Origin of the sequence: Pseudomonas sp. PvP025 (assembly GCF_017832155.1) — a bacterium.
Classification (GTDB): Bacteria; Pseudomonadota; Gammaproteobacteria; order Pseudomonadales; family Pseudomonadaceae; genus Aquipseudomonas.
The window spans coordinates 5,309,237-5,325,032 of record NZ_JAFIBJ010000001.1; the positions used below are offsets into that span (position 1 = coordinate 5,309,237).

Genomic DNA, 15,796 nt, shown 5'->3' on the forward strand with positions numbered 1-15,796 from the left:
GCCCCGCTTCTTGTGGCAAGCGGGCTTGCCCCGCGTTGGGGTGCGAAGCGCCCCCAATCGAGCAGAACGCGGTGTGCCTGATACGGCTCAGCGCCTGGCTTTGGGGCTGCTGCGCAGCCCAACGCAGGACAAGCCTGCTCGCCACAGGGATGGGGTTGCCTGAACCCGTCAGTCAGTCGTTTTGATACAAACACACCGCCCTCGCAAGCAACCCCCCTCGCACATTCCGCTCAGCTATACTCCCCTCCATTTGAATGGCCCTTCGAGGAATTACTGTGAAGAACTGGACGTTGCGCCAACGGATTTTGGCGAGCTTTGCGGTCATTATTGCGATCATGTTGCTGATGGTCGTGGTGTCCTACTCACGGTTGCTGAAGATCGAAGTCAGTCAGGAAGCCGTCAGGGATGATGCGGTGCCAGGGGTCTACTTAAGCTCCATGATCCGCAGCGCGTGGGTCGACAGCTATTTACAGACCATCGACATCATCGGCCTGCGCGAGGAAAAGACCCTCACCAATTCCGACAAGAATGACTACAAGTCCTTCGAAGCGCGAATTGAGCAGCAGATGGCCAACTATGAAAAAACCGTGCATGACCAGGCCGATCGCATGGAGTTCGACAACTTCAAGGCCGCGCACATCAATTACAACAAGGTTCTGGCCCAGGTGCTGGAACGCGTTGAAGCCAACGACCTGCCCGGTGCCAGCGTATTGCTCGAAGAGCAATTGACGCCGATCTGGACCGAAGGGCGCATGAAGCTCAACGACATCATCACTGAAAACAAGAACGTGTCCGACCGCGCCACGGCGGCCATTGATGAGGCCGTGCTGTCGGCCAAGATCAGCATGGTGGTGTCGCTGATCATCGCCGTCCTCGCTGCCGGCCTGTGTGGCCTGCTGCTGATGCGCGCGATCATGGCGCCGATGAAGCGCATCGTCGACATCCTCGAAACCATGCGCACGGGCGACCTCAGCAAACGCCTGAACCTGGAGCGCAAGGACGAATTCAACGCCGTGGAAACCGGCTTCAACGACATGATGACTGAACTGACCGCCCTGGTGTCCCAGGCCCAGCGCTCCTCGGTGCAGGTCACCACCTCGGTCACCGAGATTGCCGCCACCTCCAAGCAGCAGCAGGCCACCGCCACCGAAACCGCCGCCACGACCACCGAGATCGGCGCGACGTCGCGGGAAATCGCCGCCACGTCCAAGGACCTGGTGCGCACCATGACCGAAGTCTCCACCGCCGCCGATCAGGCTTCGGTGGCGGCCGGGTCCGGCCAGCAGGGCCTGGCGCGCATGGAAGAAACCATGCACTCGGTGATGGGCGCCGCCGACCTGGTGAACGCCAAGCTGGCGATCCTCAACGAAAAGGCCGGCAACATCAACCAAGTGGTGGTGACCATCGTCAAGGTCGCCGACCAGACCAACCTGCTCTCGCTCAATGCCGCCATCGAGGCCGAGAAGGCCGGCGAATACGGGCGCGGCTTTGCCGTAGTGGCCACCGAAGTGCGACGGTTGGCCGACCAGACTGCCGTGGCCACCTACGACATCGAGCAGATGGTGCGCGAGATCCAGTCGGCGGTGTCGGCCGGGGTGATGGGTATGGACAAGTTCTCCGAGGAAGTGCGCCGCGGCATGTTCGAAGTGCAGCAGGTGGGCGAGCAGCTTTCGCAGATCATCCATCAGGTGCAGGCGCTGGCGCCACGGGTGTTGATGGTCAACGAAGGCATGCAGGCCCAGGCCACCGGCGCCGAACAGATCAACCACGCGCTGGTGCAGCTCGGTGATGCCAGCAGCCAGACCGTGGAGTCCCTGCGTCAGGCCAGCTTTGCCATTGATGAACTGAGCCAGGTTGCGGTGGGTCTGCGCAGCGGCGTGTCGCGTTTCAAAGTCTGATGAGCGACCTCGCGGCTAAACGCGGCGCCGTTACGGCAGCGAAAAAGGCGTTGTTCCTGCTGTTCCACATCGGCAGTGAACGCTTTGCCCTCAAGGCCACTGAAGTGGCCGAAGTGCTGCCGCGCCTGCCACTCAAGCCCATCGCCCACGCGCCCGCCTGGGTGTCGGGGATTTTTGCTCATCGCGGCGCGCTGGTGCCGGTCATCGACCTGAGTGCGCTGACCTTTGGCACCGCCGCTCAGGCCCGCACGAGCACGCGGCTGGTGCTGGTCAACTACCAGCCGCAATCCTGGGCCGAACCGCGCCGGCTGGGGCTGATTCTCGAACAGGCCACCGACACCCTGCGCTGCGACCCCGCCGAATTCCAGCCTTATGGCCTGGACAATCGCCAGGCGCCGTACCTTGGGCCAGTGCGCGAAGATGCGGCGGGCTTGACGCAATGGATCGGCGTCAATGACCTGCTCACCGAAGACGTGCGTGCCTTGCTGTTCTCTGCCGAGTTGAGCCTATGAGCAACGACCCGCGCTTTTTTGCCTATTTGAAAGAACGCATCGGCCTGGACGTCGCTTCGGTGGGCGAAGCCATTATCGAGCGTGCCGTGCGCCAGCGCAGCCAGGCGGTGCAGGCGCAGACAGCGGATGATTACTGGCAGCACCTGCAACGCTCCCACGACGAACAGCAGGCGCTGATCGAAGCGGTGATCGTTCCCGAGACCTGGTTCTTTCGCTACCCCGAATCCTTCGCAACCCTCGCGCGGCTGGCCAAGGCGCGTCTGGACGAGCTCAAGCAACTGCGCGCCTTGCGCATTCTGAGCCTGCCATGCTCCACGGGCGAGGAGCCCTATTCGATCGCCATGGCCCTGCTCGATGCCGGCCTTGCGCCGCACCAGTTCAAGGTGCAGGGCATGGACGTCAGCCCGCTGTCGGTGGAGCGCGCCCGGCGCGGCGTGTACGGCAAGAATTCGTTTCGCGGCGGCGACATCGACTTTCGCGACCGCCACTTCAGCGAACAGGCCGAGGGGTATCACATCGCCGACCGCGTGCGCGAACAGGTGCGCCTGCAGGTCGGCAACCTGCTTGACCCGGCGCTGCTCGCCAATGAATCGGCCTACGATTTCGTGTTCTGCCGCAACCTGCTGATCTACTTTGACCAGCCGACGCAACAGCAGGTGTTCGATGTGCTCAAGGGCTTGACCCACCTGGACGGCGTGCTGTTCATCGGCCCGGCCGAGGGCAGCCTGCTGGGGCGCCACGGCATGCGTTCGATTGGCGTGCCGCAGTCGTTTGCCTTCAGCCGCCACGCGGAACCGGTCAAGCCGGCGCCGGTGTTTGTACCCATGCCCAATCCCGTGCTTGCGCGCAGCGCGGCACCGATGCCGCTGCCGGTCAAGCCGCGACCGTTCAGCACGGCCAGCGCCCAGGTGGTGCCGATCAAGGCGCCGCCCTCCGACACGGCCGACTTGCTCAGCCAGATCGCCACCCTGGCCAACGCCGGCAAGAGCGCCGAAGCCCGCGCCGCCTGCGAACGCTATTTGAGCAACCACCCGCCGGCCGCCCAGGTATTTTACTGGCTGGGGCTGCTCAGCGATGTGGCCGGCAGCGCCCTGGAAGCCCAGGGTTATTACCGAAAAGCCTTGTACCTGGAACCCCAGCACCCGCAGGCCCTGATGCACCTGGCCGCGCTGCTCGAGTCCCAGGGCGACAGTGCGGGCGCGCGTCGCCTGCAGGCACGTGCCGCGCGCAGCGAGCGAGCTGACAGTGAGTCCAAACGATGAGTAGCACCAAGGCGCTCGACACCGCCGGCCTGGACCTGACCCTGGCCGACACCCAGGCCATCGACGATTGCTGGAACCGCATCGGCATTCATGGCGACAAGTCCTGCCCGCTGCTGGCGGAGCATATTCACTGTCGCAACTGCTCGGTGTATTCGGCCGCCGCCACGCGGTTGCTGGACCGTTACGCCCTGCAACAGGACGACCGCCGCCCGGCGGCGGCCGAGGTCGATGAGGACATCGTCACCCGTTCGCTGCTGATGTTCCGGCTCGGCGAGGAGTGGCTGGGCATCGCCACCCGCTGTCTGGTGGAGGTGGCGCCGCTGCAGCCGATCCATTCCCTGCCGCACCAGCGTTCCCGTGCGTTGCTCGGCGTGGCCAATGTGCGTGGGGCGCTGGTGGCGTGTCTGTCGTTGGTCGAACTGCTTGGACTGGATGCCACCAGCACCGGGGCGACAGGCGGGCGGATCATGCCGCGCATGCTGATCATCGCCGCGCAGGATGGCCCGGTGGTGGTGCCGGTGGACGAAGTCGACGGCATTCACGCGGTCGATGAGCGCACCCTGAAAGCGGCATCGGCCTCCGGCACCCAGGCCAGTGGGCGCTTCACCCAGGGTGTTCTGCAGTGGAAGGGCCGCAGCCTGCGCTGGCTGGACGAGGCACAATTGTTGTCCGCCGTGACCCGGAGCCTCACATGACCCCCGACCAGATGCGCGACGCCTCGCTGCTGGAACTGTTCAGCCTGGAAGCCGATGCGCAAACCCAGGTGCTGAGTGCCGGCCTGCTGGCCCTGGAACGCAATCCCACCCAGGCCGACCAGCTCGAAGCCTGCATGCGCGCCGCGCACTCGCTCAAGGGCGCGGCGCGCATCGTCGGGGTGGACGCCGGGGTCAGTGTGGCCCACGTAATGGAAGACTGCCTGGTCAGTGCCCAGGAAGCACGCCTGTACCTGCAACCTGAGCACATCGACGCGCTGCTGCAGGGCACCGACCTGCTGATGCGCATCGCCACGCCGGGCAACGACGTCTCGCCTGCCGATATCGCAGCCTATGTGGCGCTGATGGAGCGCTTGCTGGATCCGTCGCAGCCCACGGCAAAGATCGCAGCGCCAGCCGAGCCAGCGCCGGCTCCGACGCCTGTCATGGAAACCTTGCCGCTCGAGCCCGAGCCTGAGCCCGAACCTGCGCCGCCTGCTGCCAGCGAGCCCGCGCGTCCGGGCAAGCGCATGACCGAAGGCGGCGAACGCGTGCTGCGCGTCACCGCCGAGCGCCTGAACAGCCTGCTGGACCTGTCCAGCAAATCCCTGGTGGAAACCCAGCGGCTCAAGCCGTATCTGGCCAGCCTGCAACGCCTCAAGCGCATTCAAAGCCAGGGCGTGCGCGCGCTGGACTCCCTGGACGGCCAGCTCAAGACCCTGAATCTGAACCTCGAAGCCCAGGAAGCCCTGGCCGATACCCGTCGCCTGCTGAGCGAAGCCCAGGCCCTGCTGGCGGAAAAAACCGCCGAGCTGGACGAGTTCGGCTGGCAGGCCGGGCAGCGTGCGCAGGTGCTTTATGACACCGCGCTGGCCTGCCGCATGCGCCCATTTGCCGATGTATTGGCGGGGCAGGCACGCATGGTCCGCGACCTTGGCCGTACCCTGGGCAAGCGGGTGCGCCTGGAGATCGAGGGCGAAAAGACCCAGGTCGACCGCGACGTGCTGGAAAAACTCGAAGCGCCGCTCACCCATTTATTGCGCAATGCCGTCGACCATGGCATTGAAATGCCCGAGCAGCGCGTGCTCGCCGGCAAGCCTGCCGAAGGCCTGATCCGTCTGCGCGCCTCCCATCAGGCCGGCTTGCTGGTGCTGGAACTGAGCGACGACGGCAATGGCGTCGACCTGGAGCGCCTGCGCGGCAGCATCGTCGATCGGCACCTGTCGCCGCTGGAAACCGCCCTGCGTCTGAGCGAGGAGGAGCTGCTGACGTTCCTCTTCCTGCCGGGCTTCAGCCTGCGCGACAAGGTCACCGAAGTGTCCGGGCGCGGAGTTGGCCTGGATGCGGTGCAGCATATGGTGCGGCAACTGCGCGGCGCGGTGGTGCTGGAGCAAACGGCGGGGCAGGGCAGCCGCTTCCACCTGGAAGTGCCGTTGACCCTGTCGGTGGTGCGCAGCCTGGTGGTCGAAGTCGGCGAAGAGGCTTACGCCTTCCCGCTGGCCCATATCGAACGCATGTGCGACCTGGCCCCCGACGACATTGTGCAGTTGGAAGGCCGCCAGCATTTCTGGCATGAGGGCCGGCATGTCGGCCTGGTCGCCGCCAGCCAGTTGTTGCAGCGCCCGCCAGGGCAGAACAATGACGAAACGCTTAAAGTCGTGGTGATCCGCGAGCGCGACGCGGTGTACGGGATTGCCGTGGAGCGCTTTATCGGTGAGCGCACGCTGGTGGTGCTGCCGCTGGATGACCGCCTTGGCAAGGTTCAGGATATTTCCGCCGGCGCTTTGCTCGACGATGGCTCGGTGGTGCTGATTGTCGATGTGGAGGACATGCTGCGCTCGGTGGACAAACTGCTCAACACCGGCCGCCTGGAACGCATCGCCCGGCGCAGCCAGCAGGCCACCGAAGCGCCGCGCAAGCGCGTGCTGGTGGTGGACGACTCGCTCACCGTGCGTGAGCTGCAACGCAAACTGCTGCTCAATCGCGGCTATGAAGTGGCCGTGGCGGTCGACGGCATGGACGGGTGGAACGCCTTGCGCTCCGAAGACTTCGACCTGCTGATCACAGACATTGATATGCCTCGTATGGACGGTATCGAATTGGTCACACTCCTGCGCCGAGACACGCGCCTGCAATCGTTGCCGGTGATGGTGGTGTCCTACAAGGACCGCGAAGAAGACCGGCGGCGAGGACTCGACGCCGGCGCCGACTATTATCTGGCCAAGGCCAGCTTCCATGATGACGCCCTGCTTGACGCCGTGGTTGAACTGATCGGAGGCGCGCGGGCATGAAGATTGCCATCGTCAACGACATGCCGCTCGCCGTCGAAGCCCTGCGCCGCGCCCTGAATTTCGAGCCTGCGCACCAGGTGGTGTGGGTGGCCGGCAATGGCCTGCAGGCGGTGCAACGCTGCGCCGAACTGACCCCGGACCTGATCCTGATGGACCTGATCATGCCGGTGATGGACGGTGTGGAAGCCACCCGGCAGATCATGGCCGATAACCCGTGCGCGATTCTGCTGGTGACCGTCGACCGCCAGGCCAACATGAGCCGGGTGTTCGAAGCCATGGGCCATGGCGCCCTGGACGTGGTGGACACCCCCTCGCTGGGCGTAGGCAACCCCAGGGATGCGGCCGCGCCGTTGCTGCGCAAGATCCTCAATATCGGCTGGCTGATCGGCCAGCGTGGCAGCCGCGTGCGCGCCGAAACCGCACCCCAGCGCACCATGGGCAAGCCCCACAGCCTGGTAGCGATCGGCTCCTCGGCTGGCGGCCCGGCTGCCCTGGAAAGCCTGCTCAAAGGGTTGCCGCGGGACTTTCCCGCCGCCATCGTGCTGGTGCAGCATGTCGATCAGGTATTCGCCGCGGGCATGGCCGAGTGGCTGAGCAGCTCCTCCGGCCTGCCGGTGCGCCTGGCCCGTGAAGGCGAGCCGCCACAAAGCGGTGTGGTGCTGCTGGCCGGCACCAACCACCATATTCGTCTGTTGAAGAACGGCACGCTGGCCTATACCGCAGAGCCGGTGAACGAGATCTACCGGCCGTCCATCGATGTATTTTTTGAAAGCGTGGCCAGCCACTGGAATGGCGATGCCGTCGGCGTGTTGCTGACCGGTATGGGGCGCGACGGGGCACAGGGACTTAAATCAATGCGTGAACAAGGCTATTTGACCATCGCCCAGGACCAGCAGAGTTCGGCGGTGTATGGCATGCCCAAAGCGGCGGCGGCGATTGAAGCCGCTGTTGAAATTCGCCCACTGGACAGGATTGCGCCCCGGTTGCTGGAGGTTTTTGCAAAATGATCAATGCCCCAGTCAACGCCGGCCTGCAGGTGGTAATTCAGGTGACTGCACATGAATGACTTACAGATCGACGACATCAAGACCGACGAAAATGCCGCCATGGTGTTGCTGGTCGACGACCAGGCCATGATCGGCGAAGCCGTGCGTCGCGGCCTGGCCCATGAGGAGAACATCGACTTCCACTTCTGCGCCGACCCGCACCAGGCGATTGCCCAGGCGATCCGCATCAAACCCACGGTGATCCTGCAGGACCTAGTGATGCCGGGCCTGGACGGTTTGACTCTGGTGCGCGAATACCGCAACCACCCGGCCACCGCGAACATCCCGATCATCGTGCTTTCCACCAAGGAAGATCCGCTGATCAAGAGCGCCGCGTTTGCTGCCGGTGCCAACGATTACCTGGTCAAGCTGCCGGATAACATCGAGCTGGTGGCGCGCATTCGCTATCACTCACGCTCCTACATGACCCTGTTGCAGCGCGATGCCGCCTATCGCGCGCTGCGCGTCAGCCAGCAACAGCTGCTGGACACCAATCTGGTGCTGCAACGCCTGATGAACTCCGACGGCCTCACCGGGTTGTCCAATCGCCGGCACTTCGACGAATACCTGGAACTGGAATGGCGCCGCGCCATGCGCGACCAGACCCAGCTCTCGCTGCTGATGATCGACGTGGACTTCTTCAAGACCTACAACGACAGCTTCGGCCATGTCGAGGGCGACGAGGCCCTGCGCAAGGTCGCCGCCGCCATCCGCGACGCCAGCAGCCGCCCCTCGGACCTGCCGGCGCGTTACGGCGGTGAAGAGTTCGCCCTGGTGCTGCCCAATACCTCGCCGGGCGGCGCACGGCTGGTGGCCGAAAAGCTGCGCATGGCCGTCGCCGCGCTGAAAATCCCGCACATCGCGCCCACTGAAGGTTCGAGCCTGACCATCAGCATCGGCCTGTCGACCCTCACGCCGGTGCAGGGCACCGATTGCCGGCAGTTGATCATGGCGGCGGACAAAGGGTTGTACATGGCCAAGCATAATGGGCGTAATCAGGTGGGGATCGAATGATCTGAGTGCGCCGCAAATCAACGTGTGAGAGGGGACTTGTTCCCGATAGCGGTGTATCAGCCACGCGGTGGGCGACTGACACGCTGCCATCGGGAGCAAGCCCCCTCCCACTTTTGGCCCGGCCTTTTCGCCAAGCGGGCTGCCGTTTGCGCCTGTTTGCCGTTATACTCGCTGGCTTTCAAAAGTTCGCCAACGAGTGCTGCCCGCCATGGAAATCAACCCGATCCTGAACACCATCAAGGACCTGTCCGAGCGCTCCGAAACTATTCGGGGGTATCTTTGACTACGATCAAAAGCATGAGCGTCTGACCGAAGTCAACCGCGAGCTTGAAGATCCTGCTGTCTGGAACAAACCTGAATACGCCCAGGAACTGGGCCGCGAGCGCTCGGCGCTGGCGCAGATCGTCGACACCCTCGACGAGCTGAACACCGGCCTGGGCGATTGCCGTGACCTGCTGGACATGGCCGTCGAAGAAGACGATGAAGGCGCAGTGGGCGATGTCGTCGCCGAGTTGGCCCGTCTCGAGGAAAACCTCGCCAAGCTTGAATTCCGTCGCATGTTCAGCCATGAAATGGACCCGAACAACGCCTACCTGGACATTCAGGCCGGGTCCGGCGGCACCGAGGCCCAGGACTGGGCCAACATCCTGTTGCGCATGTACCTGCGCTGGGCCGACAAGCGCGGTTTCGACGCGACCATCATGGAGCTGTCCGCCGGGGAAGTCGCCGGTATCAAGGGCGCCACCGTGCACATCAAGGGTGAATACGCCTTTGGCTGGTTGCGTACCGAGATCGGCGTGCACCGCCTGGTGCGCAAGAGCCCGTTCGACTCCGGCAACCGCCGTCATACCTCGTTCTCGGCGGTGTTCGTCTCGCCGGAGATCGATGACAAGGTGGAAATCGAGATCAACCCGGCCGACCTGCGCATCGATACCTACCGCTCCTCCGGTGCCGGTGGTCAGCACGTAAACACCACCGACTCGGCCGTACGGATTACCCACGTACCGACCAACACCGTGGTCAGCTGCCAGAACGAGCGTTCCCAGCACGCCAACAAGGACACCGCCATGAAAATGCTGCGGGCCAGGTTGTACGAGCAGGAAATGCAGAAGCGCAACGCCGCGTCCCAGGCGCTGGAAGACACCAAGTCGGATATCGGCTGGGGTCATCAGATCCGCTCTTATGTACTCGATGCGTCGCGGATCAAGGATCTGCGTACCAACATCGAACGCAGCGACTGCGACAAGGTGCTCGACGGCGACATCGACGAATACCTGGAAGCCAGCCTGAAATCCGGCCTGTAACACCCTATGTGGGAGCGGGGGGGACGCCTGGTCCTTGCCCCGCGATCCCCAGGCCGCAGGCCTGAGGGCAACGAACCTGTGATGGAATTTTTAAAGACATGAGCGACCAACAACTCGACCCGCAAGCCCTGCAACAGGAAGAAAACTCCCTGATCGCCCTGCGCAAGGAAAAGCTTGCTGCCGAGCGCGCCAAGGGCAATGCCTTCCCCAACGACTTCCGCCGCGACAACTACTGCGATGCCTTGCAGAAGCAGTACGTGGACAAGACCAAGGAAGAGCTGGCAGAGGCTGCGATTCCGGTCAAGGTGGCAGGTCGCATCATGCTCAACCGTGGCTCGTTCATGGTGATCCAGGACATGACCGGGCGTATCCAGGTCTACGTCAACCGCAAGACCCTGCCTGAAGAAACCCTGGCCTCGGTGAAAACCTGGGACATGGGCGACATCATTGCCGCCGAAGGCACCCTGGCCCGTTCCGGCAAGGGCGACCTGTACGTCGAAATGACCAGCGTGCGCCTGCTGACCAAATCCCTGCGCCCGCTGCCGGACAAGCACCACGGCCTCACCGACACCGAGCAGCGCTACCGCCAGCGCTACGTTGACCTGATCGTCAACGAAGACGTGCGCCAGACCTTCCGCGTGCGCTCGCAGGTGATCGCCCACATCCGCAGTTTTCTCGCCAAGCGTGACTTCCTCGAAGTGGAAACGCCGATGCTGCAGACCATCCCCGGGGGCGCCGCAGCCAAGCCGTTCGAGACTCACCACAACGCGCTCGACCTGCCAATGTTCCTGCGTATTGCGCCGGAGCTGTACCTCAAGCGCCTGGTGGTGGGGGGCTTTGAAAAGGTCTTCGAGATCAACCGCAACTTCCGTAACGAAGGCGTCTCGACCCGTCACAACCCTGAATTCACCATGTTGGAGTTCTACCAGGCGTACGCCGACTACGAAGACAACATGGACCTCACCGAGGAGTTGTTCCGCGAGCTGGCGCAGCTTGTTCTCGGGACAACCGACGTGCCGTACGGCGACAAGCTGTTCCACTTTGGTGAGCCGTTCGTGCGGCTGTCGGTGTTCGACTCGATCCTCAAGTACAACCCCGAGCTGACCGCTGACGACCTCAACGATATCGACAAGGCCCGCGCCATCGCCAAGAAAGCCGGCGCCAAGGTGCTGGGTTTCGAAGGCCTGGGCAAGCTGCAGGTGATGATTTTCGAAGAGCTGGTGGAGCACAAGCTGGAGCAGCCGCACTTCATTACCCAGTACCCGTTCGAAGTGTCGCCACTGGCGCGTCGCAACGACGACAACCCGAACGTCACCGACCGTTTCGAGCTGTTCATCGGCGGCCGCGAAATCGCCAACGCCTACTCCGAGCTCAACGACGCAGAAGACCAAGCCGAGCGGTTCATGGCCCAGGTGGCCGACAAGGACGCCGGTGACGACGAAGCCATGCACTACGACGCCGACTTCGTGCGTGCCCTGGAATACGGCATGCCGCCCACTGCCGGTGAAGGTATCGGCATCGACCGTCTGGTGATGCTGTTGACCAACTCGCCGTCGATCCGCGATGTGATTCTGTTCCCGCACATGCGGCCGCAAGCCTGACCGAAGTGAAATCCTGAGCCGCCTTTTATAAGGCGGCTTTTTTATGTGGCGTTTATAAGCGTCAAGCAAACAGCGCCAGGTTTTAATCAAATCCAAGGATGTGTGTGGTGAACCGCGTAATGGCTCAAGAAGGCGCCGCCGGCATTGCTGCTGCCGTGGCTGAAAGTGTCCAGTACCAGGGCCGCAAGGCCAGTCGTCGAGGCAGCGAACAGCGCCGGCAGGAGATTCTCGATGCGGCCATGCGCATCGTCGTGCGTGACGGCGTACGTGCCGTGCGCCATCGCGCCGTGGCGGCGGAGGCTGGTGTGCCGTTGTCAGCCACCACCTACTATTTCAAGGACATCGATGACTTGCTCACCGATACCTTCGCCCAATACGTCGAACGCAGCGCCGCGTTCATGGGCAAGCTGTGGGTGCGCAACGAAGGCCTGCTGCGCGAGATGGTCGCTTACGGCGACGGCAGCCCGGCATCGCGTTCGCAGTTGGCCGATGACATTGCGCGGCTGACGGCGGACTACGTGCAGCGCCAGTTGAGCAATCGGCGCGACTACCTGATGGCCGAGCAGGCGTTTCGCCAGGAAGCGCTGCTGAATCCGCGACTGGCCGAACTGGTGCGCTCCCACCAGCAGATTCTGTTGCAGGGCACCGGGCAGTTTTTCCAGGTATTGGGCTCGCGCGAGCCGCAGCAGGATGCCAAAGTGTTGACGGCGATTATCAGTCGGATGGAATATCAGGGCCTGTTGGGCGGCGCAGAGCCGCTGACCAGTGACGAGATGCTTGAGATCCTCAAGCGTTACATGCATTTGGTGTTGGCCTCGGTGTAGCCATGCCTGTGTGCGATCCGCTTTATGTGGGCGCTGGCTTGCCTGTGATGCAGACTCCCGGGTCGTTCAGGCACACCGCGGTGATGCTATCGCAGGCAAGCCAGCTCCCATCCTTCATGGAGTACGCAATGAAAGCCTGGCGTGTCGCGGTCATCGTCCTGTCGTTCCTGCTGCTCAGCGGTTGCCTGGTGACCTTCAAAAACCCGCTGCCCACACGCGAAGCGGCGCCCAACGAGTTGCTGGGCAAATGGGTCAGCAGAAACGCCTGGGGCGAGCCGCTGAACCTGCAGATTACCCGCGCCGGTGAACAGCGTTACAAAGCCGTGAGCTATCCTTCAGCCAAGCCGGGGCAGCGTGATGAATACCTGTTCAGCGTGTCGCGCCATGGCGGGCGCTGGTACCTGTCGGCGCCGCTGCCGGCCAAGCTGGGCGGGCATTTCATCCTGGCGGGTTTCGAATTCGACGAAAAGCACGAATTAGTGGTCTACAACCTCGACCTTGAGCAGATTCATCAAGCGATGGAACAGAAGACGCTGCAAGGCACTGCCGTGCAAACCGTCGAAGGCGACGGCGTGCTGATCGACAGTCCCATGGAACAGGTCTTCGCCTACCTGGATGACCCGGCCAACGCCGATGTATTCGTGCAAGCCGTACGCTACCGGCGCGCGGGCAAATAACGTTTAAAGAGGAAGCACCGGGTGGACGATTACCAGCAGACGATACGCACCTTGTCCGACCGCATTGTGCTGGCGCAAACACCGATTCGCGTGCTCGATGCCGTGAAGTGGGACGAGAACATTCGCCAGGGATTCCTCAAGGCCAAGGGCAGGGAGATGCCCGCCGTTGATCGCGACTATTACCTGAACCGGCCATTGGCGTTCGATTCCAGCGCGGTCAAGCTTGAGTTCCAGAACATCGAGCGTGACATCACCCGTCGCCTCGGCCAGTTCAGCCCGGTGGGGCAGATCATGCGCCGCATGTGCCGCGAATACCGCATGGTGGTGCGCATGCTGGAAGCGCGCGGCACCGAGGACTTCGGCCTGATCTCCCAGGAACTCTACGGCGCGGCCTCCGACGCCTTCCACGCCGGCGACCCGACCCTGGCCGACCTGGGCCTGATGCTCTCCGACTACCTGAACAATATCGACGGCCGCGGCGACCTCAAGGACGAAGCCAAGACCCTCACCGCCAAGGACGCCGTGGCGCTGCTGCAAACCCGCTTGAATAAAGTGTTTGGCGAGGCCGAAGAGACCATTCGCGTGTTCGAGTCCGATGGCATCGTCGCCGACGCCGCAGCGGGCGCCGACTACATCAAGATCCGCGCCGACGCGATGTTCAACGACCGCGACGTACGTGCCCTGGAAGTGCATGAAGGGCTGGTGCACGTGGGCACTACCCTCAACGGCCAGAACCAGCCGATCTGCACCTTCCTGTCCAAGGGGCCGCCGTCGTCCACCGTGACCCAGGAGGGCCTGGCGATTTTGATGGAGATCATCACGTTTGCCTCCTACCCCAGTCGCCTGCGCAAGCTCACCAACCGCACCCGTGCCATTCATATGGTGGAGGAGGGCGCGGACTTTCTGCAGGTGTTCGAGTTTTTCCGCGAGCAAGGTTTCGAGATTGCCGAAAGCTATGGCAACGCCAGCCGGGTGTTTCGTGGCTCGGTGCCGAACGGGCTGCCGTTCACCAAGGACCTGTCCTACCTCAAGGGCTTCATCATGGTCTACAACTACATCCAGCTTGCCGTGCGCAAAGGCAAGCTGGAGCAGGTGCCGCTGCTGTTCTGCGGCAAGACCACCCTGGAAGACATGCGCACCCTGCGCCAACTGGTCGACGAGGGCCTGGTGGTGCCACCCAAGTACCTGCCCGAGCAGTTTCGCGACATGAACGCGCTCGCGGCGTGGATGTGTTTTTCCAACTTCCTCAACCACCTGAGCCTGGACCGGATCGAAGCGGATTACTCCAATATCCTGTGACCGCACCCTGGAGCAAACGGTAATTTCAGCCAAATCAAGAGGTTTCAACGGATGAGAATCCTCGGCATCCTGTGCCTGCTGCTCACATTGAGCGGCTGTAGTTCCCTGCTGTTCTACCCCGAACCCGGTCTGCCGTTCACGCCGGAGAAAGCCCATCTGCAGTACCGTGATGTCACCCTTACCACCGCCGACGGCATGAAGCTGCACGCCTGGTGGCTGCCGGCCAAGGCGGGTGTGCCGCTCAAAGGCACGGTGCTGCACCTGCATGGCAATGGCGGCAACCTGGCCTGGCACCTGGGCGGCAGTTGGTGGTTGCCTGAGCAGGGCTATCAGGTGCTGCTGCTGGACTATCGCGGCTACGGGCTGTCGCAGGGCAAGCCCTCGTTGCCGGCGGTCTATCAGGATGTGGATGCCGCCTTCAACTGGCTCGACCGGGCCCCCGAAGCCCAGGGGCAGCCGCTGATCGTCCTCGGTCAGAGCCTTGGCGGTGCGCTCGCGGTGCACTACCTGGCAGAGCATCCACAGCGCCAGTCCCAACTCAAGGCGCTGGTGCTGGATGGCGTGCCTGCCAGTTATCGTGCCGTAGGGCAATTCGCCCTGAGCACGTCTTGGTTGACCTGGCCGTTGCAGGTGCCACTGTCGTGGCTGGTGCCGGATGCCGACAGTGCGATCACGGCCATGCCCCGTCTTACCGGTGTGCCCAAACTGTTGTTTCACAGCCTGGACGACCCGATTGTGCCGGTCGCCAACGGCATCCGCCTGTATCAAGCCGCGCCGCCGCCGAGGGTGTTGCAACTGACCCGTGGCGGCCACGTGCAGACCTTTGCCGACAAGACCTGGCAAACCGTAATGCTGCGTTATCTGGATGACCCGCAGCACTTCAATGGCCTGCGCCGCCTGGGGGAAATTCCGAACTACCCCGCTCCCCAAGTCGATTCGTCAGAGACTCCGCAATGAGCGAAGAGCGCAACCTGATCCCGCTGATCCTCACCGGCATCGGCACCCTCATCGGTACGGTCGGCTGCCTGTGGTATTACGGCTACCTGCATTTCGCCAAACCCGAAGACGCGTTGCTGCTCAGCGACTTTACCCTGCTCAAAACCGTACCGGGCGAGGACTATAAGGTGTCACTGACCCCGGCTGCCCAGGTGGCGCAGTGTGTCGAGGGTGTGCTGGTGATGTTTGATACCGAACACAAAGGTTTGAGTGGCGTGCTGGTTAACGACAAAAAGCAGGCTGTTCGCTGCATGGGCCAGGAAACACCCACAGTGCGCGAGTAGCGTGCCCCTCACCTAAATCGCCCGATTCCAGAAATATCTGGAACGGTATTGCGTAAGACGCCACTGAGTGACATGTCAGTGTTGCTGGCAGACAAC

14 protein-coding genes are annotated in these 15,796 nt (G+C 63.0%); all 14 read left to right on the forward strand.

The genetic code is table 11. The annotated features are described in order from the left end of the window. The first annotated feature begins 275 nt into the window (after positions 1 to 275). Complete coding sequence (locus JOE32_RS23150; RefSeq protein WP_209989408.1) at positions 276 to 1,898, forward strand: methyl-accepting chemotaxis protein; 1,623 nt, start codon at positions 276 to 278, stop codon at positions 1,896 to 1,898. After that, positions 1,898 to 2,410 (forward strand): chemotaxis protein CheW, encoded by a 513-nt coding sequence (locus JOE32_RS23155; protein ID WP_209989410.1) that lies wholly within the window; start codon positions 1,898 to 1,900, stop codon positions 2,408 to 2,410. The genes JOE32_RS23150 and JOE32_RS23155 overlap by 1 nt, the downstream gene beginning before the upstream one ends. Then, positions 2,407 to 3,672, forward strand: coding sequence for a CheR family methyltransferase (locus tag JOE32_RS23160; RefSeq protein ID WP_209989413.1), 1,266 nt, complete (start codon positions 2,407 to 2,409; stop codon positions 3,670 to 3,672). Before JOE32_RS23155 ends, JOE32_RS23160 begins: the two co-directional genes overlap by 4 nt. Next, positions 3,669 to 4,367, forward strand: coding sequence for a chemotaxis protein CheW (locus JOE32_RS23165; RefSeq protein ID WP_209989415.1), 699 nt, complete (start codon positions 3,669 to 3,671; stop codon positions 4,365 to 4,367). Before JOE32_RS23160 ends, JOE32_RS23165 begins: the two co-directional genes overlap by 4 nt. Continuing rightward, on the forward strand, positions 4,364 to 6,655 hold the full coding sequence (locus JOE32_RS23170) for a hybrid sensor histidine kinase/response regulator (protein ID WP_209989418.1): 2,292 nt from the start codon (positions 4,364 to 4,366) through the stop codon (positions 6,653 to 6,655). Before JOE32_RS23165 ends, JOE32_RS23170 begins: the two co-directional genes overlap by 4 nt. Continuing rightward, positions 6,652 to 7,662 carry a chemotaxis response regulator protein-glutamate methylesterase gene (locus JOE32_RS23175; RefSeq protein ID WP_209989421.1) on the forward strand — a complete coding sequence of 337 codons (1,011 nt, stop codon included), beginning with the start codon at positions 6,652 to 6,654 and terminating at the stop codon, positions 7,660 to 7,662. The genes JOE32_RS23170 and JOE32_RS23175 overlap by 4 nt, the downstream gene beginning before the upstream one ends. Positions 7,663 to 7,713: 51 nt before the next feature. Continuing rightward, positions 7,714 to 8,715: a diguanylate cyclase gene (locus tag JOE32_RS23180; protein WP_057007744.1), complete on the forward strand. Its 1,002-nt coding sequence runs from the start codon at positions 7,714 to 7,716 to the stop codon at positions 8,713 to 8,715. A 208-nt stretch (positions 8,716 to 8,923) separates the two neighbouring features. Continuing rightward, positions 8,924 to 10,019, forward strand: a protein-coding gene (prfB, locus tag JOE32_RS23185; RefSeq protein WP_139136795.1) for a peptide chain release factor 2 whose coding sequence is annotated in 2 segments (ribosomal slippage) — positions 8,924 to 8,995 and positions 8,997 to 10,019 — 1,095 coding nt in all. Because the reading frame shifts where the segments join, the coding sequence is not laid out codon by codon here. Between the two features lie 98 nt (positions 10,020 to 10,117). Then, complete coding sequence (gene lysS, locus JOE32_RS23190) at positions 10,118 to 11,620, forward strand: lysine--tRNA ligase (RefSeq protein WP_209989424.1); 1,503 nt, start codon at positions 10,118 to 10,120, stop codon at positions 11,618 to 11,620. Positions 11,621 to 11,727: 107 nt separating this feature from the next. After that, on the forward strand, positions 11,728 to 12,444 hold the full coding sequence (locus JOE32_RS23195) for a TetR family transcriptional regulator (RefSeq protein WP_209989427.1): 717 nt from the start codon (positions 11,728 to 11,730) through the stop codon (positions 12,442 to 12,444). A gap of 128 nt (positions 12,445 to 12,572) precedes the next feature. Beyond that, positions 12,573 to 13,121: a hypothetical protein gene (locus tag JOE32_RS23200; RefSeq protein ID WP_209989430.1), complete on the forward strand. Its 549-nt coding sequence runs from the start codon at positions 12,573 to 12,575 to the stop codon at positions 13,119 to 13,121. A gap of 21 nt (positions 13,122 to 13,142) precedes the next feature. After that, positions 13,143 to 14,420 (forward strand): flavohemoglobin expression-modulating QEGLA motif protein, encoded by a 1,278-nt coding sequence (locus JOE32_RS23205; RefSeq protein WP_209989431.1) that lies wholly within the window; start codon positions 13,143 to 13,145, stop codon positions 14,418 to 14,420. Between the two features lie 51 nt (positions 14,421 to 14,471). Next, complete coding sequence (locus JOE32_RS23210; protein WP_209989434.1) at positions 14,472 to 15,377, forward strand: alpha/beta hydrolase; 906 nt, start codon at positions 14,472 to 14,474, stop codon at positions 15,375 to 15,377. Next, positions 15,374 to 15,700, forward strand: coding sequence for a hypothetical protein (locus tag JOE32_RS23215; RefSeq protein ID WP_209989437.1), 327 nt, complete (start codon positions 15,374 to 15,376; stop codon positions 15,698 to 15,700). Before JOE32_RS23210 ends, JOE32_RS23215 begins: the two co-directional genes overlap by 4 nt. The last annotated feature ends 96 nt before the right edge of the window (positions 15,701 to 15,796 follow it).

Excerpts from the sequence above, each read along its gene's own strand:
- JOE32_RS23165 (WP_209989415.1), top strand. The coding sequence starts at position 3,669 with ATGAGTAGCACCAAGGCGCTCGACACCGCCGGCCTGGACCTGACCCTG.
- JOE32_RS23160 (WP_209989413.1), top strand. The coding sequence starts at position 2,407 with ATGAGCAACGACCCGCGCTTTTTTGCCTATTTGAAAGAACGCATCGGC.
- JOE32_RS23175 (WP_209989421.1), top strand. The coding sequence starts at position 6,652 with ATGAAGATTGCCATCGTCAACGACATGCCGCTCGCCGTCGAAGCCCTG.
- JOE32_RS23180 (WP_057007744.1), top strand. The coding sequence starts at position 7,714 with ATGAATGACTTACAGATCGACGACATCAAGACCGACGAAAATGCCGCC.
- JOE32_RS23200 (WP_209989430.1), top strand. The coding sequence starts at position 12,573 with ATGAAAGCCTGGCGTGTCGCGGTCATCGTCCTGTCGTTCCTGCTGCTC.
- JOE32_RS23155 (WP_209989410.1), top strand. The coding sequence starts at position 1,898 with ATGAGCGACCTCGCGGCTAAACGCGGCGCCGTTACGGCAGCGAAAAAG.
- JOE32_RS23215 (WP_209989437.1), top strand. The coding sequence starts at position 15,374 with ATGAGCGAAGAGCGCAACCTGATCCCGCTGATCCTCACCGGCATCGGC.
- lysS (WP_209989424.1), top strand. The coding sequence starts at position 10,118 with ATGAGCGACCAACAACTCGACCCGCAAGCCCTGCAACAGGAAGAAAAC.
- JOE32_RS23210 (WP_209989434.1), top strand. The coding sequence starts at position 14,472 with ATGAGAATCCTCGGCATCCTGTGCCTGCTGCTCACATTGAGCGGCTGT.
- JOE32_RS23170 (WP_209989418.1), top strand. The coding sequence starts at position 4,364 with ATGACCCCCGACCAGATGCGCGACGCCTCGCTGCTGGAACTGTTCAGC.